The organism is Pelagibius sp., from assembly GCF_028281305.1.
In the GTDB taxonomy this organism is placed as follows: domain Bacteria; phylum Pseudomonadota; class Alphaproteobacteria; order Kiloniellales; family Kiloniellaceae; genus Pelagibius.
This window is the reverse complement of the sequence record NZ_JANQKD010000056.1, coordinates 12,357-35,965: the sequence shown is the minus strand read 5'-3', so window position 1 is coordinate 35,965 and position 23,609 is coordinate 12,357. Positions and strand designations below refer to the sequence as shown.

The window sequence follows — 23,609 nt, the reverse complement described above, 5'->3', positions numbered from 1 at the left end:
TCACGTCTCCTGAAAAGGGTCCAAAGGATGCGGCGGGATACGAGCGGCGACAGTTTTGCGTTCAATCTTCTGATTGCTCAGTCCGCGACCGGAAGGCCGCTGGGCACGCGCCTGGGCACAAGCGCGGACAAATCTCGGCTGCGCGGATCGGTGAGCGCCCGCAGGAAGGCCAGCAGATCCTCGACCTGAGCATCGCTCAGGCTGCGTGGCGGCAGTTCGTTGGCCTCTGCCAGCTCCCTGCGCAGCGCCCCGGTTTCCTGAGCCCAGGTATCGCGGCGCAGATAGTCGGCGAGGCGCGCCGGATTGACAGCCTCGTGGCTGAGGCGCGACCCCGTAGCCCTGGGTTCGATCACCCGCTGCAGTCTGGGCAGCGCGCCCTCCCGGGCGTCGTAACGTTCGAGCGCAGCGACCGGATCCAGGTGGTGGCGCACCACCGCCTCCAGGCTGGCGTAGCTGCCGGCGTGACCCCAGGGGCCCGTCAGTTCGACGTTGCGCAGGGACGGCGTGCGGAAGCGGTAGCGGTCCTCCGGACGAAAGGTGACGCGGTAGCGGCCGAAATCCTCGACCCTGGCGGCATAACCGGTCGCCCGCCAGTAGGAGCGGTCCCAGCCGTCGCTCTTGCCCGGGCCGATCTGCGGCATGGCAATGGCATGGAAGCGGTGGTCGGTCTGAAACTTGCCGCTATGGCAGGCTGCGCAGCCGGCGTCCCCGTAGAACAGCGCCATGCCGCGCCGCGCCGCCGGCGAAAGCACGGCGGGATCGCGGCTGCGCAGGTAGCGGTCGAAGGGACTGTCGTCAGGCCGGAAGGCCGTGGTCTGGAACGCGGCAATTGCATTGGCCGCCTGCACGATCGTGATGTCTTCGGACTGATCGACCTCCGGGAAGGCCTCAACAAAAAGATCGACGTACTCGGGGATCTTCTGCAGCCGTCTGGCCAGAATCGCCCAGGCACCGTCCTGGCCGCCGAGGCGGTTCAGCGCGACCGCATCGGCCACCGCGTTCTCGCCCTTGTGCCCCGCCATCTCGATGTTCGAAAGCACAGGGAAGAGGGCCTGGGCCGCCAGCGCATTGTCGAGCCCTTCGGGCAGTTGCTCGCGCGCCGGGGTCCAGAAGCCGCTGGGCCAGGTGCGTGCCGGGTCGACCTCCACCCTGCCGTCGTGGGTAAGAGCGATAAACTCCCGCGCGCCGAGAAAATGCAAAGCGGGGGCGTTGCGCGGCACACGGCCGAGCAGTGGCGTCCCAGGGTCTTCGCGGCGCTCCGTTCCCAGGCCGCGCGCGCCTTCCCCCAGAGAGAGCGATACGCCGTCGGCCGCAGCCAAGGTCGGATGGTGGCAGGTCGCACAGGCGATGTTGCGGTTGCCGCTCAACACCTTGTCGAAGAACAGGAAGCGGCCAAGGCGCACCTTGGCCTGATCGGGCCGTCCATCATCGTGGAAGTCGCTGTCGGCAACCGGTGCCAGACCGGCCACCGGATCGGCCTCCGCGGCCGTCGCAAGTACAGTCAGTGGTGCCGCAGCCAGCAGAGCGGCCGCAGAAAGCGTCAGGAGTTTGCGGGTCTTCACAGTCCTCAGCCTTTGATCCTCTGCTCCCTTGCCGTCCGTAAGGATGGCGTGGTCCGAGCTCGCGGGCGCCTGGTCAATCGGCAGCGCTGTCACTGCGACGCGGTTGCACCAAACTCCCATCGCACCCAGCCATGGAGCGAAGCGGCGGCTGAGAGATATCGGCGATCGTCATGGCACTGGAAATCGGGCAGCTGTCCCAGCTACCCAAGATTTCCCGTTCTCTTTTGGGACAGCTGTACCGGGCCGGCAGGAAAGAATGTGCTCAGAGTTCTTTCAAGAGGGTACTGTCAGGGCCGGTCTCACCCTGCAGGCTGAGGGAAGCTTCGCGGCGGCTGAAAGCCGCCTCAGCGGATCAGATGTCCGGCACCTCTGCCGCATGCGGCATGTCGGCGCCGCGACGCGTGCAGGTGATCGCCGCCGCCATGCCGGCGAAGTCGACGAGGCGCCGGCATTCGGCCATCGACAAGGCGGCGAGCCCGGCCTTGCTCGCCTTCCCGAGGCGCTCAAGGCCGCAGAGCAGCGCCGCCTGATAGGTGTCGCCGGCGCCCACGGTGTCAACGGTCTCCACCCGCCGGCCCGGCACCTCGAAGACCTCTCCGCGCAGGGAGACCAGCGCCCCCTCCGAACCCCGCGTCACCACCACCAGCTGAACGCCGTTGGCATGCCAGCGGGCGATGACGCCCTCCGGCGTTTCCTCGGGGAAAAGAATGTTGAGGTCTTCAACGCTGACCTTCACCAACGCGGCGATCTGCGTAAAGGTTTCGGTGCGCTGGCGCCACAGCGCCGCATCGGGCTCCACGTTCAGGCGGATGTTGGGGTCGAAGGAAACCAACTTCTCCGCAGCGTGCCGCGCCAGTTCCAGAAAGGACGCACCGCTGGGCTCAACCGCCAGAGAAAACGACCCGAAGTGAATCGCCTGCACGGTCTCCGGCAGCGTGGGCAGGTCGGCTGACGTCACTGCACGATCCGCAGCGGCGTGGCCGTAGAAGCTGTAGTGTGGCTCTCCGCCGCCGCCCAGCGCAACGAGGGCAAGGGTCGTAGGATTGTCCTTGCGCACGACGTAGCGCGTGTCGACGCCCTCGGCCTCCAGATGCCGTTCCAGCCGGCGGCCCAAGGGGTCGCTGGAAAGCCCGGCGCAGAAAGCAACGTCGCATCCAAGTCGCGCCAGGCCGATCGCCACGTTGAAGGGTGAGCCGCCGATGCGGGCATCCATCGTGAAACCCCGGTCCGTTTCCTCCAGGGTGAAGACGTCGTACAGCGCCTCGCCACAAACAACAAACATCCGTCAAAAATCCGCAGTTAGGGAGTCGCAGCTACAGAACCAAGGAAGAGGGGCGCGAAGCGGCGGGTCCCCGTCGCCTGACTTCGCACCCCACAAGGTTGGCGGCCGTGTCTGATCCGGCCGCCCCAGGGAGATCGTTCATTTCAAGTCACTGTCCTAGTTCACCAACTCAGTTCAAGACTGCGCCCTCCGGCAGGGCGATGTCGTCCGGCGGCTCCATGGCGCCGGTCATGATCGCCACGGCATCGGACATGGAGAAATCCTGCGGCCGGATCACGGCATGACGCCGGCTGAGCCGGTGAATATGAATGCGGTCGGCCACCTCGAAAACATGCGGCATGTTGTGGGAGATCAGAACGATCGGCATGCCGCGGGCCCTGACGTCCTGAATCAGCTCGAGCACGCGGCGGCTCTCCTTGACGCCGAGGGCCGCGGTCGGCTCGTCCATGATGACGAACTTGGTCGCAAAGGCGGCGGCGCGGGCCACCGCCACGCCCTGGCGCTGGCCGCCCGAAAGGGTCTCGACGGTCTGGGTGATGGACTGCACCGTCATCAGCCCGAGCTCGGTCAGCTTCTCCCGCGCGAAGTCGCGCATGCGCTTCTTGTCGAGCATCCGGAACAGCGAGCCGGCGATGCCGTCCTTGTAGAGCTCGCGGCCGAGAAACATGTTGTCGGCGATCGACAACGCCGGCGAAAGCGCCAGATTCTGGTAGACGGTTTCTATGCCGGCGTCGCGCGCGTCCATCGGCGAGGCGAAGTTGACCGGCTCGCCATCCAGCCTGATCTCCCCCTCGTCGACCTGCACGGCGCCGCAGAGCGCCTTGACGAGGGTCGACTTACCGGCGCCGTTGTCGCCGATGATGGCCAGGACCTCGCCGGGAAAGAGCTCGAAGTCGGCGCGATCCATCGCGGTGACGCGGCCATAGCGCTTGGTCAGGCCGCGGCCGGTCATGACGGGCTTCGGGCTCATGCGCTGACCCTCCTGATCCACTGGTCCATGGCAACGGCGACGATGATCAGCAGGCCCACGGCAAAGGTCTGCCAGAGCACGTCGACACCGCCCAGCTTGAGGCCGGAGCGGAACACACCGACGATGAGTGCGCCGAAGAGCGTACCGAAGATCGCCCCCCTGCCGCCGAACAGCGAGGTGCCGCCGATCACCACCGCCGTGATGGCATCCAGGTTGGCCTCGTAGAACGACTGCGGCGAGGCGGAGCCGACGCGCCCGATGGCGGCCCAGCCGCCGATGGCGCAGAGCAGGCCGGCAACGCCATAGACCGACAGCAGGACCCGGTCGGTGCGGATGCCGGACAGCTCGGCGGCCTCCTTGTCGTCGCCGACGGCATAAACGGCGCGCCCCCAGGCAGTCCAAGTGAGGGCATACCAAAGAACGGTGAAGATTCCGATCATCAGAAAAGAGCCGAGGGTGAACTGCGCCCCCAGGATTTCCACGCGCAGTCCGAAGACCTTCAGCAACGGCGCGGCGGCGTCGATGTCCTGGCTGCGGATGGTCTCCGATTCCGAATACCAGAGGTTCAGGGCAAAGAAGATCGACCAGGCGCCGAGGGTGACGATAAAGGGCGGCAGGCGTACTTCCAGCGCCGGGCCGAGACTGAACCAGCCAACGGCCAGGGCCGCGATCATGCCGATCGGCACGATATAGATCAGCGGCAGACCAAAGCTGTAGAGCAGCACCCAGCTCAGCACCGCCACGGCCACCGGCAGCAGGCGGGTGCGGGTGACCAGGCTGCCGTTGAGAAGCCCGCAGGCAAGACCGACGGCAAGACCGATGATCACGGCGAGCAGCGAGGGAACATCGCCCTGCACCGCAAGGCGCGCCATCACCATGTAGCTGAGCACCATCACCGCGGCGACGCTGAGGTCGATGCCGGCGGTGAGAATCACCAGCGTCTGGGCCGCGCCCAGGATGCCGATGATCGTCACCTGCTGAATGATCAGCGACAGGTTGAAGGCTGAAAAGAAGTTGTTGGCAATAACGCCAAAGACGATGCAGCTCACCATCAAAACCACGACCGGCGCGGCGGTTGGGTTGGCGTGCAGGAAGTAATGGAAGCGCGCGAACGCAGACTTGTCGCGCACGTCAAAGGATGCGACCTCCGCTGCGCTCTTATCGAGGACCTTCTCAAAGTCCTGCGGCCCCCGCGGCGCGGCCTGATCATCGGCCATAGCGGTTTCCTCCCCGATTAGAGGGTCCGGTTCCCCGGGCCCAACGTCTGGGCGATGGATTTGCGGTTTCCGGGAGGGCGCGGCACCTGGGGCCGCGGCCCTCCCATCCCTCCGCGCTTTGGCGCGGGGGAAGCCTTAAGGGCGCCTCAACCCCAGCACTTAGCCAGCGCTTCTTCCGAGGAAATCGAGGGAAGGCCGTCGACCGGCTCGTCGGTCACCAGCTCGACCCCGGTGTCGAAGAAGTTCAGGCCCGCGGTGTTCTCCGGCTTCTTGCCGGACTTGGCGAACTCCACCACCGCTTCGACGCCGAGCGAGGCCATGCGCAACGGGAACTGCATGGAGGTCGCACCGATGATGCCTTCCTTGACGTTCTGCACACCGGGGCAGCCGCCATCGACCGAGACGATCAGCACCTTGCCGGCCATGCCGAAGGACTTGAGACCTTCATAAGCGCCGGCGGCGGCCGGCTCGTTGATGGTGTGGATGACGTTGATGCCCGGGTCTTTCTGCATCAGGTTCTCGATGGCGGTGCGCCCGCCTTCCTCGGAGCCCCGGGTGGAGTCGCCGCCGACCAGGCGCGGATCGTCCTCGTCGTACATCTTGTTGATGTTCTTCGTATCGACACCGAAGCCTTTGAGGAATCCCTGGTTGCGCAGCACGTCCACGGTGATGTGCGCCTCCGAGAGATCCAGGGTGGCAATCTTGGCCTCGGCCGTGTCGCCCATCTTTGCAGCGGCCCACTGGCCGATCAGTTCGCCGGCGCGGAAATTGTCGGTGGCGAAGGTCGCATCGGCGGTCTCCGGCGGATCGAAGGGCGTGTCGAGGGCGATGACCAGCACCCCGGCCTCGCGCGCGCGGCGCACGGTGTCGGCGAGCCCCGCCGGATCGGAGGGGGTGATCAGAATGCCCTTGGCGCCGGCGGCGACCAGGCTTTCGATGGCCTCGATCTGCGCCGCGTTGTCGCCGTCGTACTTGCCGGCAAAGGTGCGCAGCTCGGCCCCCAGTTCGCCGGCCTTGGCCTCGGCGCCTTCACGCATCTTCACAAAGAAGGGGTTGGTGTTGGTCTTGGTGATGAGACCGATAATGACGTCGTCGGCCTGGGCCGGCGCCGACAGGCCGACCAGGGCCATCAGGCTGGCAGCCGTGATCGTTCCGATGACACCATACTTCATGGCGGACTTCATGATAGAGCTCCTCCCTAAGAGCGTTTGGCCAAAGAGTGTTTGGACCTTGTTGGTTCGGAGCTTCCTTGGGGCCGGCCGGATGGACGCGGCGTGCTCCTTATGGTCCGATTTAACCGCCCGTCCCGGCGCCTGTCAATAAATAAATCACATTGAGTTTTTTATTGTCTCAAGGCTGCGCCGAAGCACGCTGCAGGGGCGGGGAAGCCCCAGGGTTGCAAAGTCCGATAATAATAAATCAATAAGAATTATTTGCTCCGCGCAGGGGAAAGCCGCATTCTGTCGCGGCAGTCCGTGGGCCAGGAAGCGCGCGGGCCAGCGATTTCCCGGCGGCAGCCAAGGCGCGACGACCATCATGAGCGAGGGTGACTTTCAGGTCCGCGGCGGCGGCGATCAGGTCGGCCTCAGGGCCTACAACAAGCGGATGATCCTGGATCTGATCCGCCAGGCCGGAGCCCTGCCGAAAGCCGAGATCGCCCGCCACACCGGCCTCAGCGCTCAGGCCGTCTCGGTCATCGTCAACACCCTTCTGAAGGAAGGCCTGGTCCGCAAGGAAAAGAAGGTGCGCGGCAAGGTCGGCCAGCCCCATACCCCCATCGCCCTGAACGCCCGGGGCGTGCTCTCGCTCGGTGTGAAGATCGGGCGCCGCAGCCTGGAACTGATGCTGGTGGATTTCCACGGCCAGGCGGTGCAGTACCGGCAGTTCCCCTACCCCGCGCCGCGCCAGGTCGAGGTCACCGCGCTGTTGCGGCGCGAACTGGCCGGCCTGCTGGACGGCCTGGAGGAGACGCTGCGCGGCCGCATCGTCGGCGTCGGCGTCGCCATGCCCGGCCAGCTTTCGGCCTGGACCGACGTCATGGGGCTCGACCCCAGCGAACTGGCTGACTGGGACAAGGTCGACATCGCTGCAACCATCGCCGAGCTGACCGGCCTGCCGGTCGAGGTGCACAACGACGCCACGGCGGCCTGTGCCGCGGAGATGACCCTGGGCGGCGCCCTCACCTTTTCGTCAGCGCTCTACATCTACGTCGGTACCTTCGTCGGCGGCGGTGTGGTGATCGACGGGCGCCTCTTCGAGGGCACGCGGCGCAACGCGGGGGCGATCGGCTCCATCCCCGTCGCCGCCCCGGACGGCCATCTCGAGCAACTCATCCGCCAGGGCTCGCTGTTTCGCCTGACGGACGAGGTCCGCAAGGCAGGCGTGAGCGGCGACGCCATGATCGCCGATCTGGTCCGCGACCCCCGCGCCGCCGAGGCTTTCGCCCAGTGGCGGCGCAGCGCAGCGCCGCCCATCGCCCAGGCGATCGCAGCGGCCATCAGTATCATCGACTTCGAGGGCGTCGTCATCGACGCCATGCTGCACGGCGAGGAGGTCGAAACCTTTGTCGCCGACGTCCGGGCGGCGCTGACGGGGATCGATCTCACCGGCACCAGTCCGCTGGAGATCCGCCGGGGCAACGTGGGTCCCCGGGCGCGGGTCTGCGGCGCCGCGATCCTGCCACTGATCCGCCAGTTCTCCCCGGACCAGAACCTGCTGGTGAAGAAAACCGCCGCCTAAGAGTCCGGGGACCTAGCGGAGACCGGGCGATGCCTCCGGCACTGCGCCGCCATTCCACGGTCGATGGTCTCCGACAGCTTGTGGGCACACCGCAGCGCATCAGCAGAATTCGAATACCGCTATGCAGAGAATTCTCTTGTACTCATATGCGCTCTCGGTGAGACTCCGAGTCGTGGGAAACATCGGTAACGGGGTGGATAAAGGCGCGCATCAGCGCCTGTGAGCCATCCCATCGTCTTCATGGGGGAAGAAGATGACTGACGATCCCGCCCGGCGCGGCCAAGGCCTCTACGGCAGGCCGCCTACAGCTTCCAGCAAAGCAAAGACCTGCACGCTGATCCGCTTTACGGCTGCGCGCTGCAGGGCAGACCAGCATCCGAAGCGGACCGGGAATCGCCCGGACCCCTGACAGCAAGAACGTACAATACAAGGCCGGCTGCCGACAGGCAGCTATTCAGGCTGGCCCTGCGCCGTCCGGGCACAGAGGCTCCCCAGGAAGTAGATGAGGTAACCAACCACACCTGACAGTGCTTCACCGCAGCACTTTGAAGCATCGCCCGCAGCGACTTTGAGAGCAAAGGCCCGGCCAACCGGCCCGAGCGCTCCTGCGGCGTATCAGACCTGCATGAGGAGAAGCACGAGATGGGCAATTCCGCCTCCTTTGATCACTTCGGCGGCCACATTAACGAACCTGTTATCGAAGCAAGCGCTTACGCGACGTACAGCAGGCGTGGCGTAGAGTTAAAACGCGAAATCAGCTCCTCAGATGGCTCTTCGAAAATCGGGTCCGATACAAAGCTCAGTATAAGCGCCGGACCTGTAAGCATTGATCAAGATGGAAACCAGAGCTTTGGCCCCATTGGGGTAGACAAAGACGGAGTTGTGTCTGTAGAGGTCCGCCGCGGCCCTCTTAAGGCAAAGATCAATTCGGAAGCTGACATCACGGGCGGAGTAGCAACGCCCAAAGTCAAAGGGTATTCGGCAGGCTTTGAAGTGACCTTTAAGGTCGGCGTTCTTGCTCAGTTTGCGGCCGCACTCGATAGCTTCCTCGATGATATGCTCAGAAATGGTGGGTCGCTTACGCGTGGTTGGGAGCGGTACCACAATGACCGATGCTTCTCCGCTGAGACCGCGGTCCTGCTGGCATCGGGGGAACAGCGGGCGATCCGTGACATCGCCGTCGGCGATATCGTCGCCGGCTTTGATGCCGCCGCGGCTGCCGGACGCGGCGCCGTACAGCCAAAGCGCGTCGCCAGAAAGTACGAAAATGTCACGCAGGAATTCATCCGCCTGGAGTTTCCGGATGGCAGGGATGCCGTCTACGTAACTCCGGGTCATGCCTTCCTGGATGAGACCGGCGGCTTCACCAAGATCGGCGACCTTCTGCGCCTCGGCGGTCGAACGGCGCGGATCGTCGATGCCGACGGCTCGATTGTGACCACAAAAGCCGAATTCCTGCGCTACGGCGCAGAGAGCGCTGGGATGTTCGAGCAGTCGGCCACCCGGTCAACCCTGTCCGATGGCAACACTGTTTTCAAACAAAACGTTCACGAAGGCTGGAAAACCTACAACTTCGAGGTCGAGGATTTCCATACCTATATCGCCGGCGGTGTTCGGGTTCACAACGATTCCGGCCCCCTGGGAGAACTGGGCGATAGTATAGACAACGCCGTCTTCGATAAGTTGGGTCCGGCCGGCGACGCGCTCGGCGATCTCGTAAATACCGGCTTCCATGTCGCTGGCGAAATCCTCAGCACGGCCGGCAGGGCCCTCGGCGCTATCGGCGCGGGACTCAAGACAGGCTTCGAGCGCTTCTCAGAAGGCGATTTTCTCGGTGGTTTGGGCGCAATCGCAGGCGGGTTCGGCAATGCGATCAAGGAGATCGCCAAGGGAATCGTGGACATCATCAACGAGATCGGAAGAGGCATCGAGGACTTCTTCGAATCGCTTTCCGGCAAAAAAGACAGCAACGACCCCAAGGAAGGCGAGGACGGACAGGATGGCAGCAAGCCGATCATCCTGAACCTTGACGGCGGCGAGATCGAGATCACCGCTCTAGAGGAATCGACGCATTTCGCGCCGGCAGGCGACGAAGGTCTGCTGCACAAAACGGCCTGGGCCGCCGCCGGAAACGGCGTGCTGTTCTATGATCCGAACGGCTACGACGCGATTCAGGAGAAGAGCCAGTACATCTTCACCGAGTGGGACCCGGCCGCCGACAGCGACATCGAAGCCCTCGCCTCGGCTTTCGACAAGAACAGTGACGGTGTCTTCGACGCGAGCGACCCCGACTTTACCGACTTCAAGGTCATGGTCACCAATGCTGACGGCTCAACCACGGTAATGACCCTGACAGAGCTGGGAATCGTCTCGCTGAACCTCGATGTCGACGCTACGAGCATCGAACTGCCGGACGGATCCCACATCACCGGGCAGACCACCTTTACCCTGGCCGATGGCACCACAGGCAAGATGGCCGACACCACGCTGGCCGTCGAAGCACAGGGCTATGACGTCGAGCAGGTTGCCTCGACGGATGCCGAGGGCAACACCGTCGTCGCCTCCACGGGATACGATGCCGGCGGCGCGGTTGCCTTCGTCATCACAGCGGTTACCAGCCCGGACGGATCGCTCAGCACGCGCAGTTTCGACGATAACGGCGATGGTGCGGTGGACCGCATCCAGACGGTCGAAACCACGAGCGATGCGCAGGGCGTTCAGACCAAGACCGTGACCAACTACGATGGTGCCGATCAGGCAAGTGCCATCCTGATCGACCAGGCCGTCACCACCACCAGTGCCGACGGCAAGGACATCACCATCGAGCGCGACTCCACCGGCGGCGGCTGGTTCGACAGCCGCGAGGACCGCAGTGAGAACCCGGACGGCAGCCGCAGCGTCACCAAAGACGATCTGGCCCCGGACGGCAGCGTCATCCGCAGCACGACCCAGGAGGTCTCTGCCGACGGCCTGACCCGCACCACGACCATCGACCGTGACGGCGACGGCGCAACCGACCTCGTCGCGGCCTTCGACATCGACAATCAGCCGAACGGCGTAAGGGTGGAGACCGAGACCACCAGCGGCGACTACGGCAACCTGCTGTCCCAGACCACGACCACCGAGAACGGCGACGTCAAGACCATCGCCTACGACAGCGACGGCGACGGCGTCGCGGAGACGGTTGCGGTGATCACCACCACCGGCGGTGCCGGCGAGGTCACGACCTCGACCCATGTCGTGGAAGACGCCAGCGGCAACACTCTCAGCGAGACAGTCACCACGCTCAGCGGGGATACCCTCTCCAAAACCATCGTCAGCGACATCAACGGCGATGAGGCTATCGACTGGACCGATACCGAGGTCACGGTGATCGATACCGAGGGCAACAGGGAAACCACGACCACCCGCAGCAGCGGGGACGGGACCCTGCTCAGCAACAAAGTCACCACCCTGGGGGCCGACAAGATCACCGCCGAAACCCGGGTCGACCTGGACCTCGACGGCATCTTCGGCGCTGACGAAATACTGCGCTCCGTCACCGTCGACGACGTCACCGGGGAGAAGACCGATGTCGTCTACGACCGCAATGCCAACGGCTCCATCAACGCAGAGTCGACCACCACGACCGATGCCGCCGGACTGCAGTCCCTCACCTTGACCGACAGCGACAACGACAACGACATCGACCTGCGGGTCTTGAAAGAAACGTTGACCGCGGCCGACGGCGTCGTGGCAACCACCACAACGGTCTCCAACGGCGACAACTCTTTGCGCAGCAGCACGGTGGAAATCGTATCCGCCGACGGGTTGACCGTCACCACCGAACATGACCGCGACGGCGACACCGTCCTGGACCGGATCACGGTCGATACCCGGGCAGAGGAAGCCGACGGCAGCACGATCCGGGTGGTCACCGACTATGCCGGCGACGGCGTTACCAAGCTGTCGCAGATCACACTTCTGGAGAGCGCCGACCGCCGCACGACGACGGAACAGATCGACAAGGACGGCGACGGCATGGTGGACGTCCAGACCGTCACCGTGACCGCCGACGACGGTTCGACCACTGCCACCGAAACCACCTACACGCCTCTTGGAAACATCGTCGGAACCGCCGTCGTTCATGCCAGCGCCGCTGGCGACGAAGTGACCACGACCGTCGATGCCAACAACGACGGTGTTGCCGAAGCAACCGAGGTCGTTTCCATCGAGTTCGACAACCTCGGCACCACGACGACAACGACAACCAACCTCAACGATGACGGCAGCACCCGCGACACCTCCGTCAACACCGTCAACGGCAACAACACCGAGACCACCGTAGAAGTCGACGCAGACGGCGACAGCGTCTTCGAGCGGATCACCACGACGACCGCCACGCCGGATATTGACGGCAGTTGGACGACGGTGGAAGACGTCCGCGCCCAGGACACATCGCTGCTCGGCCGCACGGAAACCTGGGTCAGCGGCGACGGCCAGCTTCGCACCGTCAGTGAGGACCGGGATGGCGATGCCATCCTTGACTTGGAAACGCGGACCGAGACGGTCCTGGAGGCCGACGGCGACACCGTGACCACTACCGAGGTGCGGGACTTGCAGGCCGACGCACTGCGCAGTGCCAAGACAGTCACGCAATCGGGCGACGGGCGCAGCACCATCGAATTAACCGACAGCGATGGCGACGGCGGGTTCGACCGGATCGTCACGACGACCCTGGCGGATAACGGCACGACAACAAAGGAACAATCTGTTTTCAAGGCAAACGGTGACCTTTCGAGCCGCAGCCGGACTGAGGTGGACGGCAAGGGCCTGGTCAGCATCACCAAGCAGGACAAGGACGGCGACGGCGTCTATGAGACCGTTATTGAATCTGTGACTGAGCTGTTCTCGGATGGATCGCAGGTCGAAACGACAAATCACTCAAGTGAGAATGAGGCTATCTGGGCCAAGTACACGACAATCACAGGCCCGGACGGCTGGACCGTGACGAAGATGGCCGACCTCGACAATGACGGGGTCATCGACCAGACGACGGTTATCACCAAGTCCATCGCAGCGGACGGCACGGAAACCGAGCATTCCTTGACCACCTCGGTGGACGGAACCACGGTAAGCGAGACCACGCGGACGGTAAACGCCGACAAATCGTCCACACTCTCCGTCAGGAGTGATGGCAATCCCGGCTACCGGCTCGCCGAATTCACCGACACCTCGGGAGCACTCGTCAAGGAAAAGACCTACCTCACCACCGGGGGAACCCAGGTTGGTAGAGAAACGGAGATGACCAGCGCCGACGACCTCCGGAAGACCTGGACCCGAACCGACGAACACGGCCAGGTCCTCTGGCAACGAGATGAGACGACGTCGGTTGCCGAAGACGGCTCGACACTGGTCGAGATCCAGCACGGCAAGGGCCACAACGGGGCCGAGTCTCTTGGGGCCGAGAAGCGTGAGATCAGTGACGACGGCTTCACCATCATCAGCCAGCGCGATTACGACAAAAACGGCAACTTCGAGATCAAGACGACCGACACCACGGTATTCGAGACCAACGGAGAGGTCGTCCGCACCCTGGTGACACAGGATGCAAGCAACCAGACACTCTCGGAAACCACGACTACCACCAGCGGCAACGGCTTGGTCGTAACGACCGAGCAGGACTTTGACGGCGACGGCGACATCGACAAAAGTGATGTTCTGACCCAAAGCGCCGCCGGCGGCTCGGTACGGCAGCTTGAGAGCTATGGGCCGGGCAATAGCCTGCTCCGCGCCGAGACCATCACCCTTTCCGACGATGGACTCACGAAACAGCACGATATCGACGAGGACGGCGACACTTTTGTCGATCGAGTAAAGATCGTCGAGACCGACGCCATCGGCGGCGTGACGACCACCCTGCAGAACCTCAATGCCGACGGCAGCCTCGATACAGAGGTTGTCATAAGCAAGTCCGCCAACGGCATGAATGTCAGCTACGCGATCGATCTCGACGGGAACGGCGTAACGGACATCACCCGCAGCCACGAGGCGGTCTTCGACAACAATGGCAATCGGATTACGACCTCCACCGAGAGCTACGACACCGGGGTCGTGGGGTATGAGCGGGTCACCACTGCCTCGGCCGACGGCCTGACCGTGAACGCGACCCTGGACACCGACGGCGATGGCGTGATCGACGGCAATGCGTCCTGGCAGAAAACGCTCATGGAGGACGGCAGCACTGAGGTCCTGGAGAAAATCGAGTACAGCGACGGCGACCTGGCTTCCAAGACCGAGACTGTCGTCTCCGCCGATGGTCAGCGCCTGGAGACACGTTCCGACTACGACGGCAACGGCTATGACGACTCCACGGAGGAGAAGGTGACCGCCGCCGACGGCTCGGTAACGGCGACCGAGAAGTTCTTCGACGAAAGCGGGGTCCTGGAAAAGACCTGGACCACGGAAACCTCCGCCGACGGGCTGGTCACGACCGTCTCAGACGGATCGGTCACCCAGGTGATGACCCGCTCTGCCATCGATCCGGAGAACAGCTACACCTGGTACAACGGCGTAGAAAACACCAACTCTCCGTATAACTCAGTATTGAATCACTATACCTTTCTCTCAGGATGGAATCACCTCGTCGCAACCCACCACTACGACCCGGCCAGTGGCCTCGTGAACTGGAGAGTGGAGATCAAACACTGGAAGGCCACCGAAAAAAACGATGGCTCCGGCTCTTTTGACTATGACTATCAGACACTCACCTACGAACACCATCTGGACAGCGCAACCATTGCCCGCCTGAAGAGCGAGGCAGCCGATCTCTTTGATGTCGCACTCGACCGCGCACTCTCCACCGAGGAAGAGGAGAGGGTGGCGCTCTACATCGTCGACGGCGAACTCGATAAGGAAGCGCTGGCGGAGATGTTCACCTTGGACGGATCGACCAAATACGGATCCCTGGGCGAGTTCTACACGCGCTACGGAGACATGAGCGGCGCACAGTTCGTTCATCAGATGTACCTCAACGGCCTTGGCCGTGCCCCCAGCCTCAGCGAGCTGGACGAGAAGCTGACGGCGCTGGCCGACGGCAGCCTTACGCGCAGTGGTCTGATCATTGAACTGGCGGAATCGGCGGAACACGCCATCGTCGGCAACACACAGATGCTGACCAACAATCTGGATCTTCTGAAAACCGAAGCCGTTTTCGAGCGCAGTCTTGATGAGGCCTATGTCAAGGGTATCATCCAAGACCTCTTCGATACCATCTACGACCGGGACGCAACCACGCACGAACTCGAAGTCTATGCCGAGAGATTGCTGGGAGGCACAGAGTCGGTCGCTGATCTTGCCCAAGAACTGATGGGTCAGGACCGCGACATCCAGGGTGTATCCTCGAGCAGCCTGAAAGGCCTGTCCGGTGCCGCGCTGGTCGACCAGGTCTTCCTGAACGCCTTCGGAGTTCTCCCGACCGCCGAGCAGCAGGCTCTCTGGGTCGAGAGTCTAGTCGTTGGCAGCGGCCCTCCTACTCCGTATCTCAATTCCGACTATGTCACTGTCTGGATTCCAGCCGCAAAGTTCACTGCCGCAGAGTTCGTGGCAGCCGTTGCCCAGAGCGTCGAGAAACAGGCCGCGGGCAACGGTCATGTCGAGAACCCGGCGCCGGTGGTCAACATCATCGACGGCGATGCCGGCGCGAACAGTATCTCCGGCACGAATGGCCAGGATTTCATTCAGGGAATGGACGGGAACGACTCCATCAACGCCGGCAAGGGCAGCGATGTTATTGTCGGTGGCCTGGGCAATGACTCCATGATTGGCAGCGCCGGAAATGATATCTATGAGTGGCAGGTCGGCGATGGAAACGACACCATCTACGACGGCCAAAACACAACCGACGTAGATCGCCTCCGTCTCCTGGATGTGACGTCCGACAACGTCACGCTGACCCAGCTTTCAGAATCCACGGATCTCCTCATCACAATCGTGTCCTCGGGAGAGATGCTGACGATCCAGCAACAGAAATACGGTGCAAAGAACAGGGGAATCGAGGAGATCGAGTTCGCCGACGGCGAGGTCTGGGATGAGGAGAAGATCATCAAGGAAGCCAAGCTCCAAGGCAGCGCCGGCGACGACGCCCTTGTCGCGACGGACTTCGCTGACGTCATCCTGGGCAACGAGGGTAACGATACGCTCGACGGCAATAAGGGTGACGACACACTGGAAGGTGGCCTTGGCGCTGACCTGCTGCGGGGCGATGCCGGCAGCGACACCTATGTCTGGCAACAGGGCGATGGCAACGACACCATAAACGAAACCGTCGTCGACCCCAGCAGCCAGGATGTGCTGCGTCTTCTCGATGTGACGTCGGACCAGGTCGAGCTCACTCAGCTGGCAGGGCAGACGCACATCTTTGTGAATGTCCTGCCCTCGGGTGAAATCATTACGGTCGATGAGGCCAAATACAGTCAGGTCAATAACCTGGGTGTCGAAAAGATCGAATTCGCCAACGGCGAGATTTGGGACCTCGAGAAAATCCTGGCGGAGACCAAGCTCAAGGGCGATGCGGGCGACAATGCCCTTTCCGGAACGAACCTGGTCGACGTCATTCTGGGCGGCGAAGGCAACGATACGCTCGACGGCAACAAAGGCGACGACACGATTGAAGGGGGCATTGGTGTCGATCTGTTGCGGGGAGACGCCGGCAGTGACACCTATATCTGGAAGCTGGGCGACGGTAACGACACCATAAACGAAACCGTTTCGGACTCCGGCAGTCAGGATGTGCTTCACCTCCTCGACGTGGCGTCGGACCAAGTCGAACTCACTCAGCTTTCCCATCAGACACATATCTATGTAAACATACTTCCCAGCGGCGAAGTCATCACGATCGATGAGGGCAAGCACAGTCAGACCGGCAACTGGGGCGTCGAATCGATTGTATTCAGCGATGGCGTCGTCTGGGATCTGACAGACATCAACGCCAATACGCTTCTTCAGGGTGACGCGGGCGACAACTTGCTGTCGGGGTCGAACTCCTCGGACTTCGTCGTTGGCCATGACGGCGACGATACACTCTGGGGCTGGTCGGGAGACGACACGCTCGACGGCGGCCTGGGAGATGATGTGCTGCAGGGCCGCAGCGGCTTCGATGTCTACCTCTGGAGGCTGGGTGACGGCAACGACCTCATCGATAACCCACAGAACACCGGGAAGGGCGACACCCTTCGGTTGGAAGACCTGATGTCCACCGACATGATGTTCAGCAAAGTGGGTTACAACCTGCAGGTCGCCGCCTATGACACGGGAGAGTTCGTCACGGTCAAGAACCACTTTTACCCAAACGGCAAATATAAACTGGGCTTCGTCGAGTTTGCCGACGGGCTGATCTGGGATGCAACGGAGATGGCCGCCAACCTCGCAACGACCGGAGATGCGGCGGCCAACGATTTGGCCGGGACCGGGACAGCCAACAAGATCTATGGCTTCGAGGGTGACGACACGATCACCGCCCTCGATGGCGATGACCTCCTGGTCGGGGGGCTGGACGACGATCTGCTGATCGGCGGGGCCGGCGCCGATATTTTCCGCTTCCAGCAGGGCGATGGGCAGGACACCATCTCTGACTTCGAGGACGGGACCGATCTCATCCAGTTGCGGGATACCGGCCTTACCTTCGCGGAGCTTACGATCGAGCAAGTGGGCAACGACGCCGTCATCAACTACGGCGCCGGCAGCAGCATCACGGTGTCCGGGGTCGACTCCGCGCTGCTGACCCAGGAAGACATCCTCTTTGTCTGATGCCGGGGGACCTGAAGCCTTCTGCTGATCCGTGATCGGCAGAGGGCTTCGGCCGGCCCACCGCGGCCCAAGGGTATCCGTAGGACCGGGCTCCGGACCGAATCCGCTCCATTGGATCGACCTTAAACCTGCCAGAAAGGTGCGAAACACTTTGAATGGTGCTCAACGGTCTTATATGATTTCCAGCGGGACCGAATCATGCTCAGTAAACCGTTCATGACCACGCAGGAAATCGCAGAGCTCCTCAAGGTGCGGGAGCAAACTGTGCGGTCGTGGATCCACCATCAGGAACTTCGCGCAATACGGCTGGGCCGCGAGTTCCGGGTGGCAGTCAAGGATCTGGAGGCCTTTGTGAATGAACACGCCACGCGCGCGCCGAGCAGTGGCAAGGAAACGAAGGACGGCTGAAGACACTTTGCCCAGCCGGGGCACCAGCCGGGGCACCAGCCGGGGCGCCAACAGCGGCGTCAGCGAGGACGATAGAGCGGTGCCGGCATGCCTCGCGTAGAGGCTGGCCCGGAAAGACAAGCGCCGACCACCTGGCACGACCGGCCGCATCAGGAAGCCCTGGAAGCGCTCGCCGCGAGCGCCGAACAGGGGCTGGATGATCAGGAAACCTCCGCGCGGCTTGCGCGCTTCGGCCACAACCGTCTGCCGGAGCCCAAGCGGCAGGGGCCGTTGCTGCGCTTCCTGCGTCAGTTCCACAACCTCCTGATCTACGTGCTGCTGGCGGCGGCGGCCACCACAGCCGCCCTGGGCCACCTGGTCGACACCGGGGTCATCGTCGCGGTGGTCTTCGTGAACGCGGTGATCGGCTTCATTCAGGAAGGCAAGGCCGAACGGGCGCTGGCCGCCATCCGCGACATGCTCGCCCCCAAGGCGACCGTGCTGCGCGCCGGACGACGGCAGACCGTCGACGGCGAGGACATCGTCCCCGGCGATATCGTCATCCTGGAAGCCGGCGACCGCGTGCCCGCTGACCTCAGGCTGCTCGACACCCGGGGGCTGAAGGTTCAGGAAGCCGTCCTGACGGGCGAATCCGTTGCGGTCGACAAGGCGACGACGCCGGTGGCGGGCGAGGCCCCCCTCGGCGACCGCAGCTGCCTGGCCTTCAGCGGCACTTTGGTCGCAGCCGGGCAGGGCCGCGGCGTTGCCGTGGCAACCGGGGCCGCGACGGAGCTGGGCCAGGTCAGCGCGCTGATTGCCGAGGTACAGTCGACCACCACGCCCCTGATCCGCCAGATGGCGGTCTTCGCGAGGTGGCTGACCCTGTTCATCCTGGCGGCCAGTGCCGCGATCCTGCTCTTCGGCCTGACGCTTGGGGATTACGGCTTCAGCGAACTCTTCATGGCCGTTGTCGGCCTCTCGGTGGCCGCCATCCCGGAGGGCCTGCCGGCTATCCTGACGGTGACCCTCGCCATCGGCGTTCAGGGCATGGCGGCGCGCCACGCCATCGTCCGCCGGCTGCCGGCGATCGAGGCCCTTGGCTCGGTCTCGGTCATCTGCTCCGACAAGACCGGCACGCTCACCAGGAACGAGATGACCGTCGCTTCCGTGGCCACCGCCAAACAGCTCTTCACGGTCTCCGGCTCCGGCTACGCGCCGCATGGCGGATTCTCGCTCGCAGAACGGGACATCGAAGCCGGGGACTTTCCCCTGCTGACCGGGCTGACCCGCGCCGCCTTTCTCTGCAGCGAGGCGGAGCTCACGGCCCAGGGCGACGACTGGCATGTGGTCGGCGACCCCATGGAGGGCGCCCTGGTCACCCTGGCCCACAAGGCCGGTCTCGACCCGGCTTTCGAGCGCGGCGCCCACCCCCGCACCGACTCGATCCCCTTCGACTCCCAGCACCGCTTCATGGCCAGCCTGCACCACGACCACAGCGGCCAGGCCGCGATCTACGTGAAAGGCGCGCCGGAGCGCCTGCTGGAGATGTGCCAGTGGCAGCATCACGATGACGGACGCACGGAGCCGCTGGACAGGGACTACTGGCACCGCCGCGCCGATGCGATCGCTGCCGAGGGCCAGCGCGTGCTGGCCATCGCCAGCAAGAGGACGCCCTGGGAGCACAGTGCCCTGCGCTTCGACGACGTGGCCGATGGCCTGACGCTGCTGGGGCTGGTCGGCCTGATCGATCCGCCGCGCGAGGAAGCCGTGGCCGCGGTGGCGGACTGCCGCGCCGCCGGCATCCGCGTGAAGATGATCACCGGCGATCACGCCGGTACGGCCCAGGCCATCGCACGCCAGCTCAACCTCGAGAACACCCGCGATGTACTGCAGGGCACCGAGATCGACGGCCTCGATGCGGAGACCCTCAGCCGCCGGGCCGCGGAGGTGGACGTCTTTGCGCGGACCAGCCCGGAACACAAGCTGCGGCTGGTGGAGGCGCTGCAGGCCAGCGGCGCGGTGGTCGCCATGACCGGCGACGGGGTCAACGACGCTCCGGCCCTGAAGCGCGCCGACATCGGCATCGCCATGGGCCGTAAAGGCACCGAAGCCGCCAAGGAAGCCGCCGAAATCGTTCTTGCAGACGACAACTTCGCCACCATCGCCGCCGCGGTGAAGGCCGGGCGCACGGTCTACGACAACCTCAAGAAGGCGATCATCTTCCTGCTGCCGGTAAACGGCGGCGAGTCCCTGAGCCTTATCATCGCCATCCTCTTCGGCCTCACCCTGCCGATCACGCCCGTGCAGATCCTCTGGATCAACATGGTGAGCTCTGTGGTACTGGCCATGACCCTGGCCTTCGAGGCCTCGGAGCGCGGCGTCATGCGCCGCCCGCCCCGCGCGCCCGGAGAGGCGATCCTCTCGGCCTTCGTGGTCTGGCGGGTGGCCTTCGTCTCCCTGCTGTTCTGCGGCGGGATCTTCGGCAAGTTCGCCCTGGCCCAGGCCCAGGGCGCCAGCATCGAGGAAGCGCGGACCGTCGCCGTCAACACCCTGGTGGTGATGGAGATCTTCTACCTCTTCTCCGTCCGCTACCTGAACGACACCTCCCTGACGCTCAGGGGCGTCGTCGGCACCAAGCCGGTGCTGATCGCCATCACGGCCGTAACGGCGCTGCAGTTCCTCTTCACCTACGCGCCCTTCATGGAAGCCTTCTTCGACACCCGGCCGCTCAGCCTTCTCGAGGGACTGCAGATCGTCGCCGTCGGCGTGGCGGTGATGCTGATCCTGGAGCTGGAGAAGCGCCTGCGCCAGCGCATCTTCGGGACCGGCCGCACGGACGCTCCGCAGAGCCCGCTCACGGCACGGCCGCGCCGGTCATGAGCGAGGTCATGAGCGAAGCCATCGGCGGTTACATCTTCTACGAAATCGCAGCCCTTCTGGTGCTGGCGGCCAGCGTCGGCTTCGTCGGTCTGATGCTGCGCCAGCCCCTGATCGTCAGCTTCATCGCGGTCGGCATCCTGGCCGGCCCTTCCGTCTTCGACATCGCCAAGTCCGACGAGCACATCGACCTCCTGGCGGAGCTCGGCATCGCCGTGCTGCTGTTCCTGGTCGGCCTGAAGCTCGATCTGAAGCTGGTGCGTACCCTGGGGCCCATCGCCCTGATGACCGGGCTGGGACAGGTCGCCTTCACCACCATCTTCGGGTTCCTGATCGGCCTGGCGCTCGGCCTCGGGACTCTGACGAGCCTCTATGTCGCCGTCGCGCTGACCTTTTCGTCGACGATCATCATCGTAAAGCTGCTGTCCGACAAGCGGGAGATCGACTCCCTGCACGGGCGCATCGCCCTCGGCTTCCTGATCGTCCAGGATGTGGTTGTCGTGCTGGCGATGATCGTGCTCTCGGCCATCGGCGTGGGCACCGGGGGCGATGCGGCCTTCTCCGACGTGCTGCTGGTTTTCGGTTACGGCGCGGCCATGCTGGTCGCGGTGGGCCTCTTCGTGCGCTTCCTCGCCAATCCGTTGGTCGAGCGGCTCTCCCGCGCGCCGGAACTGCTGGTCTCCTTTGCCATCGGCTGGGCCGCCCTGCTGGCGGCCCTGGGACACTACCTGGGCTTCGGCAAGGAACTGGGCGGCCTGCTAGCCGGCGTCTCCCTGGCCTCGACGCCGTTCCGCGAGGCCATCTCCGCCCGCCTCGCCTCGCTGCGCGACTTCCTGCTGCTGTTCTTCTTCATCGCGCTGGGCGCTTCGCTGGATCTCTCGGTGCTGGGCGCCAGCGTCCTCGCCGCCGTGATCTTCTCGCTCTTCGTGCTCATCGGCAATCCGCTGATCGTGCTGGCGATCATGGGGGCCATGGGCTACCGCAAGCGCACCGGTTTTCTCGCCGGCCTCACCGTCGCGCAGATCAGCGAGTTCTCGCTGATCTTCATGGCCATGGGCGTGTCGATCGGCCATGTGGCCGAGGACGCCCTGGGCCTTGTCACCCTGGTCGGCCTGATCACCATCGCCGTCTCCACCTACATGATCACCTACTCCCATCAGATCTACGGCCGGATCGAACCCCTGCTCGGCCCCTTCGAGCGGCGTTCCGCCGGGCAGGCTGAAGACGCAAGCCAGGCCGGCAGAAGCGTGGCCTGCGATGTCCTGATCTTCGGTCTTGGCCGCTATGGCATGGGCATCGCCCAGGAACTGAGCCGCGCCGGCTGGCGGGTCCTGGGCGTGGACTTCAACCCGGTGGCCGTGCGTCATGCCCGGGAACGCGGCTTCGACGTCGTCTTCGGCGACGCGACGGACCCGGAGTTCCTCGCCCATCTGCCGCTCGGCCAGGCGCGCTGGGCGGTCTCCGCAGTGCCGGAGCACGACACCGGCGTCTCGCACGACGACCCGCGGCGCTCGCTCATCCGCTCCCTCGCCGACCTGAAGTTCGGCGGGCGGATCGCGGTGGCCGCCCATCAGGAAGAAACCGCCGATGCGTTGGAGGCGGGAGGGGCGGACCTGGTGCTGATGCCCTTCCGCGACGCCGCCTCGCGCGCGGCCGCCCTGATTCAGAACGGCATTTCGCCGCCCCACAGCGAAGCCGACGATCCGCAGGGACAGAGGGAGCTTTCGGCATGATCGAAGACAGTCCGATGACCCTGCAGAACGGCCAAGAGGCTCCCGTCGCGCCGCGGCACGTCCTCATGGTCTGTGGAGCGGACGACGACGACCGCGCCCTCCTGCAAAACGCCGCTGGGCTGGCGGCGACCTGGGGCGCCCGCCTCACGGTCCTGGGCGTCCTCGAGCCGCTGCCGGAGATCGATCGCGTCGCCCGCGCCACCGGCGTCTCGGCGCGGGAAATCGAGGAGCGCCGGCTGAAGGAGTACCGCGCGGTGCTGGAAAACCTGGTCGGCGGCGCGGCCCTCGATCCGCAGTCCGTCCTCGTCCTTCGTGTGGGCAAGCCGTTTCTGGAGATCGTCCGCCACGTGATCGCCGAAGACGTCGACCTTCTGCTGAAAACTGCGGAACGACTCCCAGGGGCGGCGCGCTTCGCCTTTGCCAGCACCGATCAGCACCTGCTGCGCAAGTGCCCCTGCCCGGTCTGGCTGCACAACGGCCCCGCCGCAACACCGGCCAAGACGGTGATCGCGGCTGTCGACGTGGATGCGGCATCAGCCGGCGAACCAGGCACCCTGGCCGGCCTGAACCGCCGCATTCTTGAGGTCGCCGGCCGGGTCGCTGCCGCGGCACAGGGGGATCTCTATCTTCTGCATGTCTGGGACGCGCCCGGCGAGGGGCTGGTGCGCCTCTGGGCCGGCGGAACCGAGGCAGAGCATGCAGCAGAGGCCTATACCAGCGAACTTCGCGCCACCCACTGGAACGCCCTGGCCGCGCTAGCCGAGCAGGCGCGCGACTGGATCGGCCCTGAGGAGTCGGGACGCATCACTTTTCGCTTTCGTCTGGAACGCGGCCAGGCGCGCAGCGTCATTCCCATGCAGGTCGAAGCGCTCAAGGCCGACCTCCTTGTCATGGGCACCATTGCGCGCACCGGCGTGCCCGGTTTCATCATCGGCAACACCGCCGAGGACATCCTCAACAGCGTCGACTGCTCGGTGGTCACCGTGAAGCCGCCGCGCTACGTCAGCCCGGTGCAGACGATCATCGCGGCGATCTGACGGCCATGTTGCGAATGGC

11 protein-coding genes are annotated in these 23,609 nt (G+C 64.3%); 6 read left to right on the top strand and 5 right to left on the bottom strand.

The window, feature by feature from the left end; all coding sequences use genetic code 11:
* Positions 1–77: 77 nt before the first annotated feature.
* The 5 genes from Q0982_RS12485 to Q0982_RS12465 form a co-directional block, all read right to left on the bottom strand.
* On the bottom strand, positions 78–1,562 hold the full coding sequence (locus Q0982_RS12485; RefSeq protein ID WP_299395985.1) for a cytochrome-c peroxidase: 1,485 nt from the start codon (positions 1,560–1,562) through the stop codon (positions 78–80).
* Positions 1,563–1,914: 352 nt separating this feature from the next.
* Positions 1,915–2,844 (bottom strand): carbohydrate kinase, encoded by a 930-nt coding sequence (locus Q0982_RS12480; RefSeq protein WP_299395982.1) that lies wholly within the window; start codon positions 2,842–2,844, stop codon positions 1,915–1,917.
* Between the two features lie 169 nt (positions 2,845–3,013).
* Entirely contained in the window at positions 3,014–3,814 is an 801-nt protein-coding gene (locus Q0982_RS12475) for an ATP-binding cassette domain-containing protein (RefSeq protein WP_299395980.1), read from the bottom strand.
* Positions 3,811–5,031, bottom strand: coding sequence for an ABC transporter permease (locus Q0982_RS12470; RefSeq protein ID WP_299395977.1), 1,221 nt, complete (start codon positions 5,029–5,031; stop codon positions 3,811–3,813). Before Q0982_RS12470 ends, Q0982_RS12475 begins: the two co-directional genes overlap by 4 nt.
* A gap of 146 nt (positions 5,032–5,177) precedes the next feature.
* Positions 5,178–6,215: a sugar ABC transporter substrate-binding protein gene (locus Q0982_RS12465; RefSeq protein ID WP_322097015.1), complete on the bottom strand. Its 1,038-nt coding sequence runs from the start codon at positions 6,213–6,215 to the stop codon at positions 5,178–5,180.
* Between the two features lie 352 nt (positions 6,216–6,567).
* On the opposite strand from Q0982_RS12465, the gene Q0982_RS12460 reads away from it, so the two are divergent.
* The 6 genes from Q0982_RS12460 (at position 6,568) to Q0982_RS12435 (ending at position 23,590) form a co-directional block, all read left to right on the top strand.
* Entirely contained in the window at positions 6,568–7,770 is a 1,203-nt protein-coding gene (locus Q0982_RS12460; protein WP_299395975.1) for an ROK family transcriptional regulator, read from the top strand.
* 993 nt (positions 7,771–8,763) lie between these two features.
* Positions 8,764–17,556, top strand: coding sequence for a calcium-binding protein (locus Q0982_RS12455; protein ID WP_299395972.1), 8,793 nt, complete (start codon positions 8,764–8,766; stop codon positions 17,554–17,556).
* 216 nt (positions 17,557–17,772) lie between these two features.
* A complete protein-coding gene (locus Q0982_RS12450) occupies positions 17,773–17,964 on the top strand; it encodes a helix-turn-helix domain-containing protein (protein ID WP_299395970.1) in 192 nt (63 codons plus the stop codon).
* A gap of 87 nt (positions 17,965–18,051) precedes the next feature.
* Positions 18,052–20,823: a cation-transporting P-type ATPase gene (locus Q0982_RS12445; protein ID WP_299395967.1), complete on the top strand. Its 2,772-nt coding sequence runs from the start codon at positions 18,052–18,054 to the stop codon at positions 20,821–20,823.
* A gap of 8 nt (positions 20,824–20,831) precedes the next feature.
* Positions 20,832–22,553, top strand: coding sequence for a cation:proton antiporter (locus tag Q0982_RS12440; RefSeq protein ID WP_299395965.1), 1,722 nt, complete (start codon positions 20,832–20,834; stop codon positions 22,551–22,553).
* Complete coding sequence (locus Q0982_RS12435; protein ID WP_299395963.1) at positions 22,550–23,590, top strand: universal stress protein; 1,041 nt, start codon at positions 22,550–22,552, stop codon at positions 23,588–23,590. Before Q0982_RS12440 ends, Q0982_RS12435 begins: the two co-directional genes overlap by 4 nt.
* Positions 23,591–23,609 lie beyond the last annotated feature (19 nt).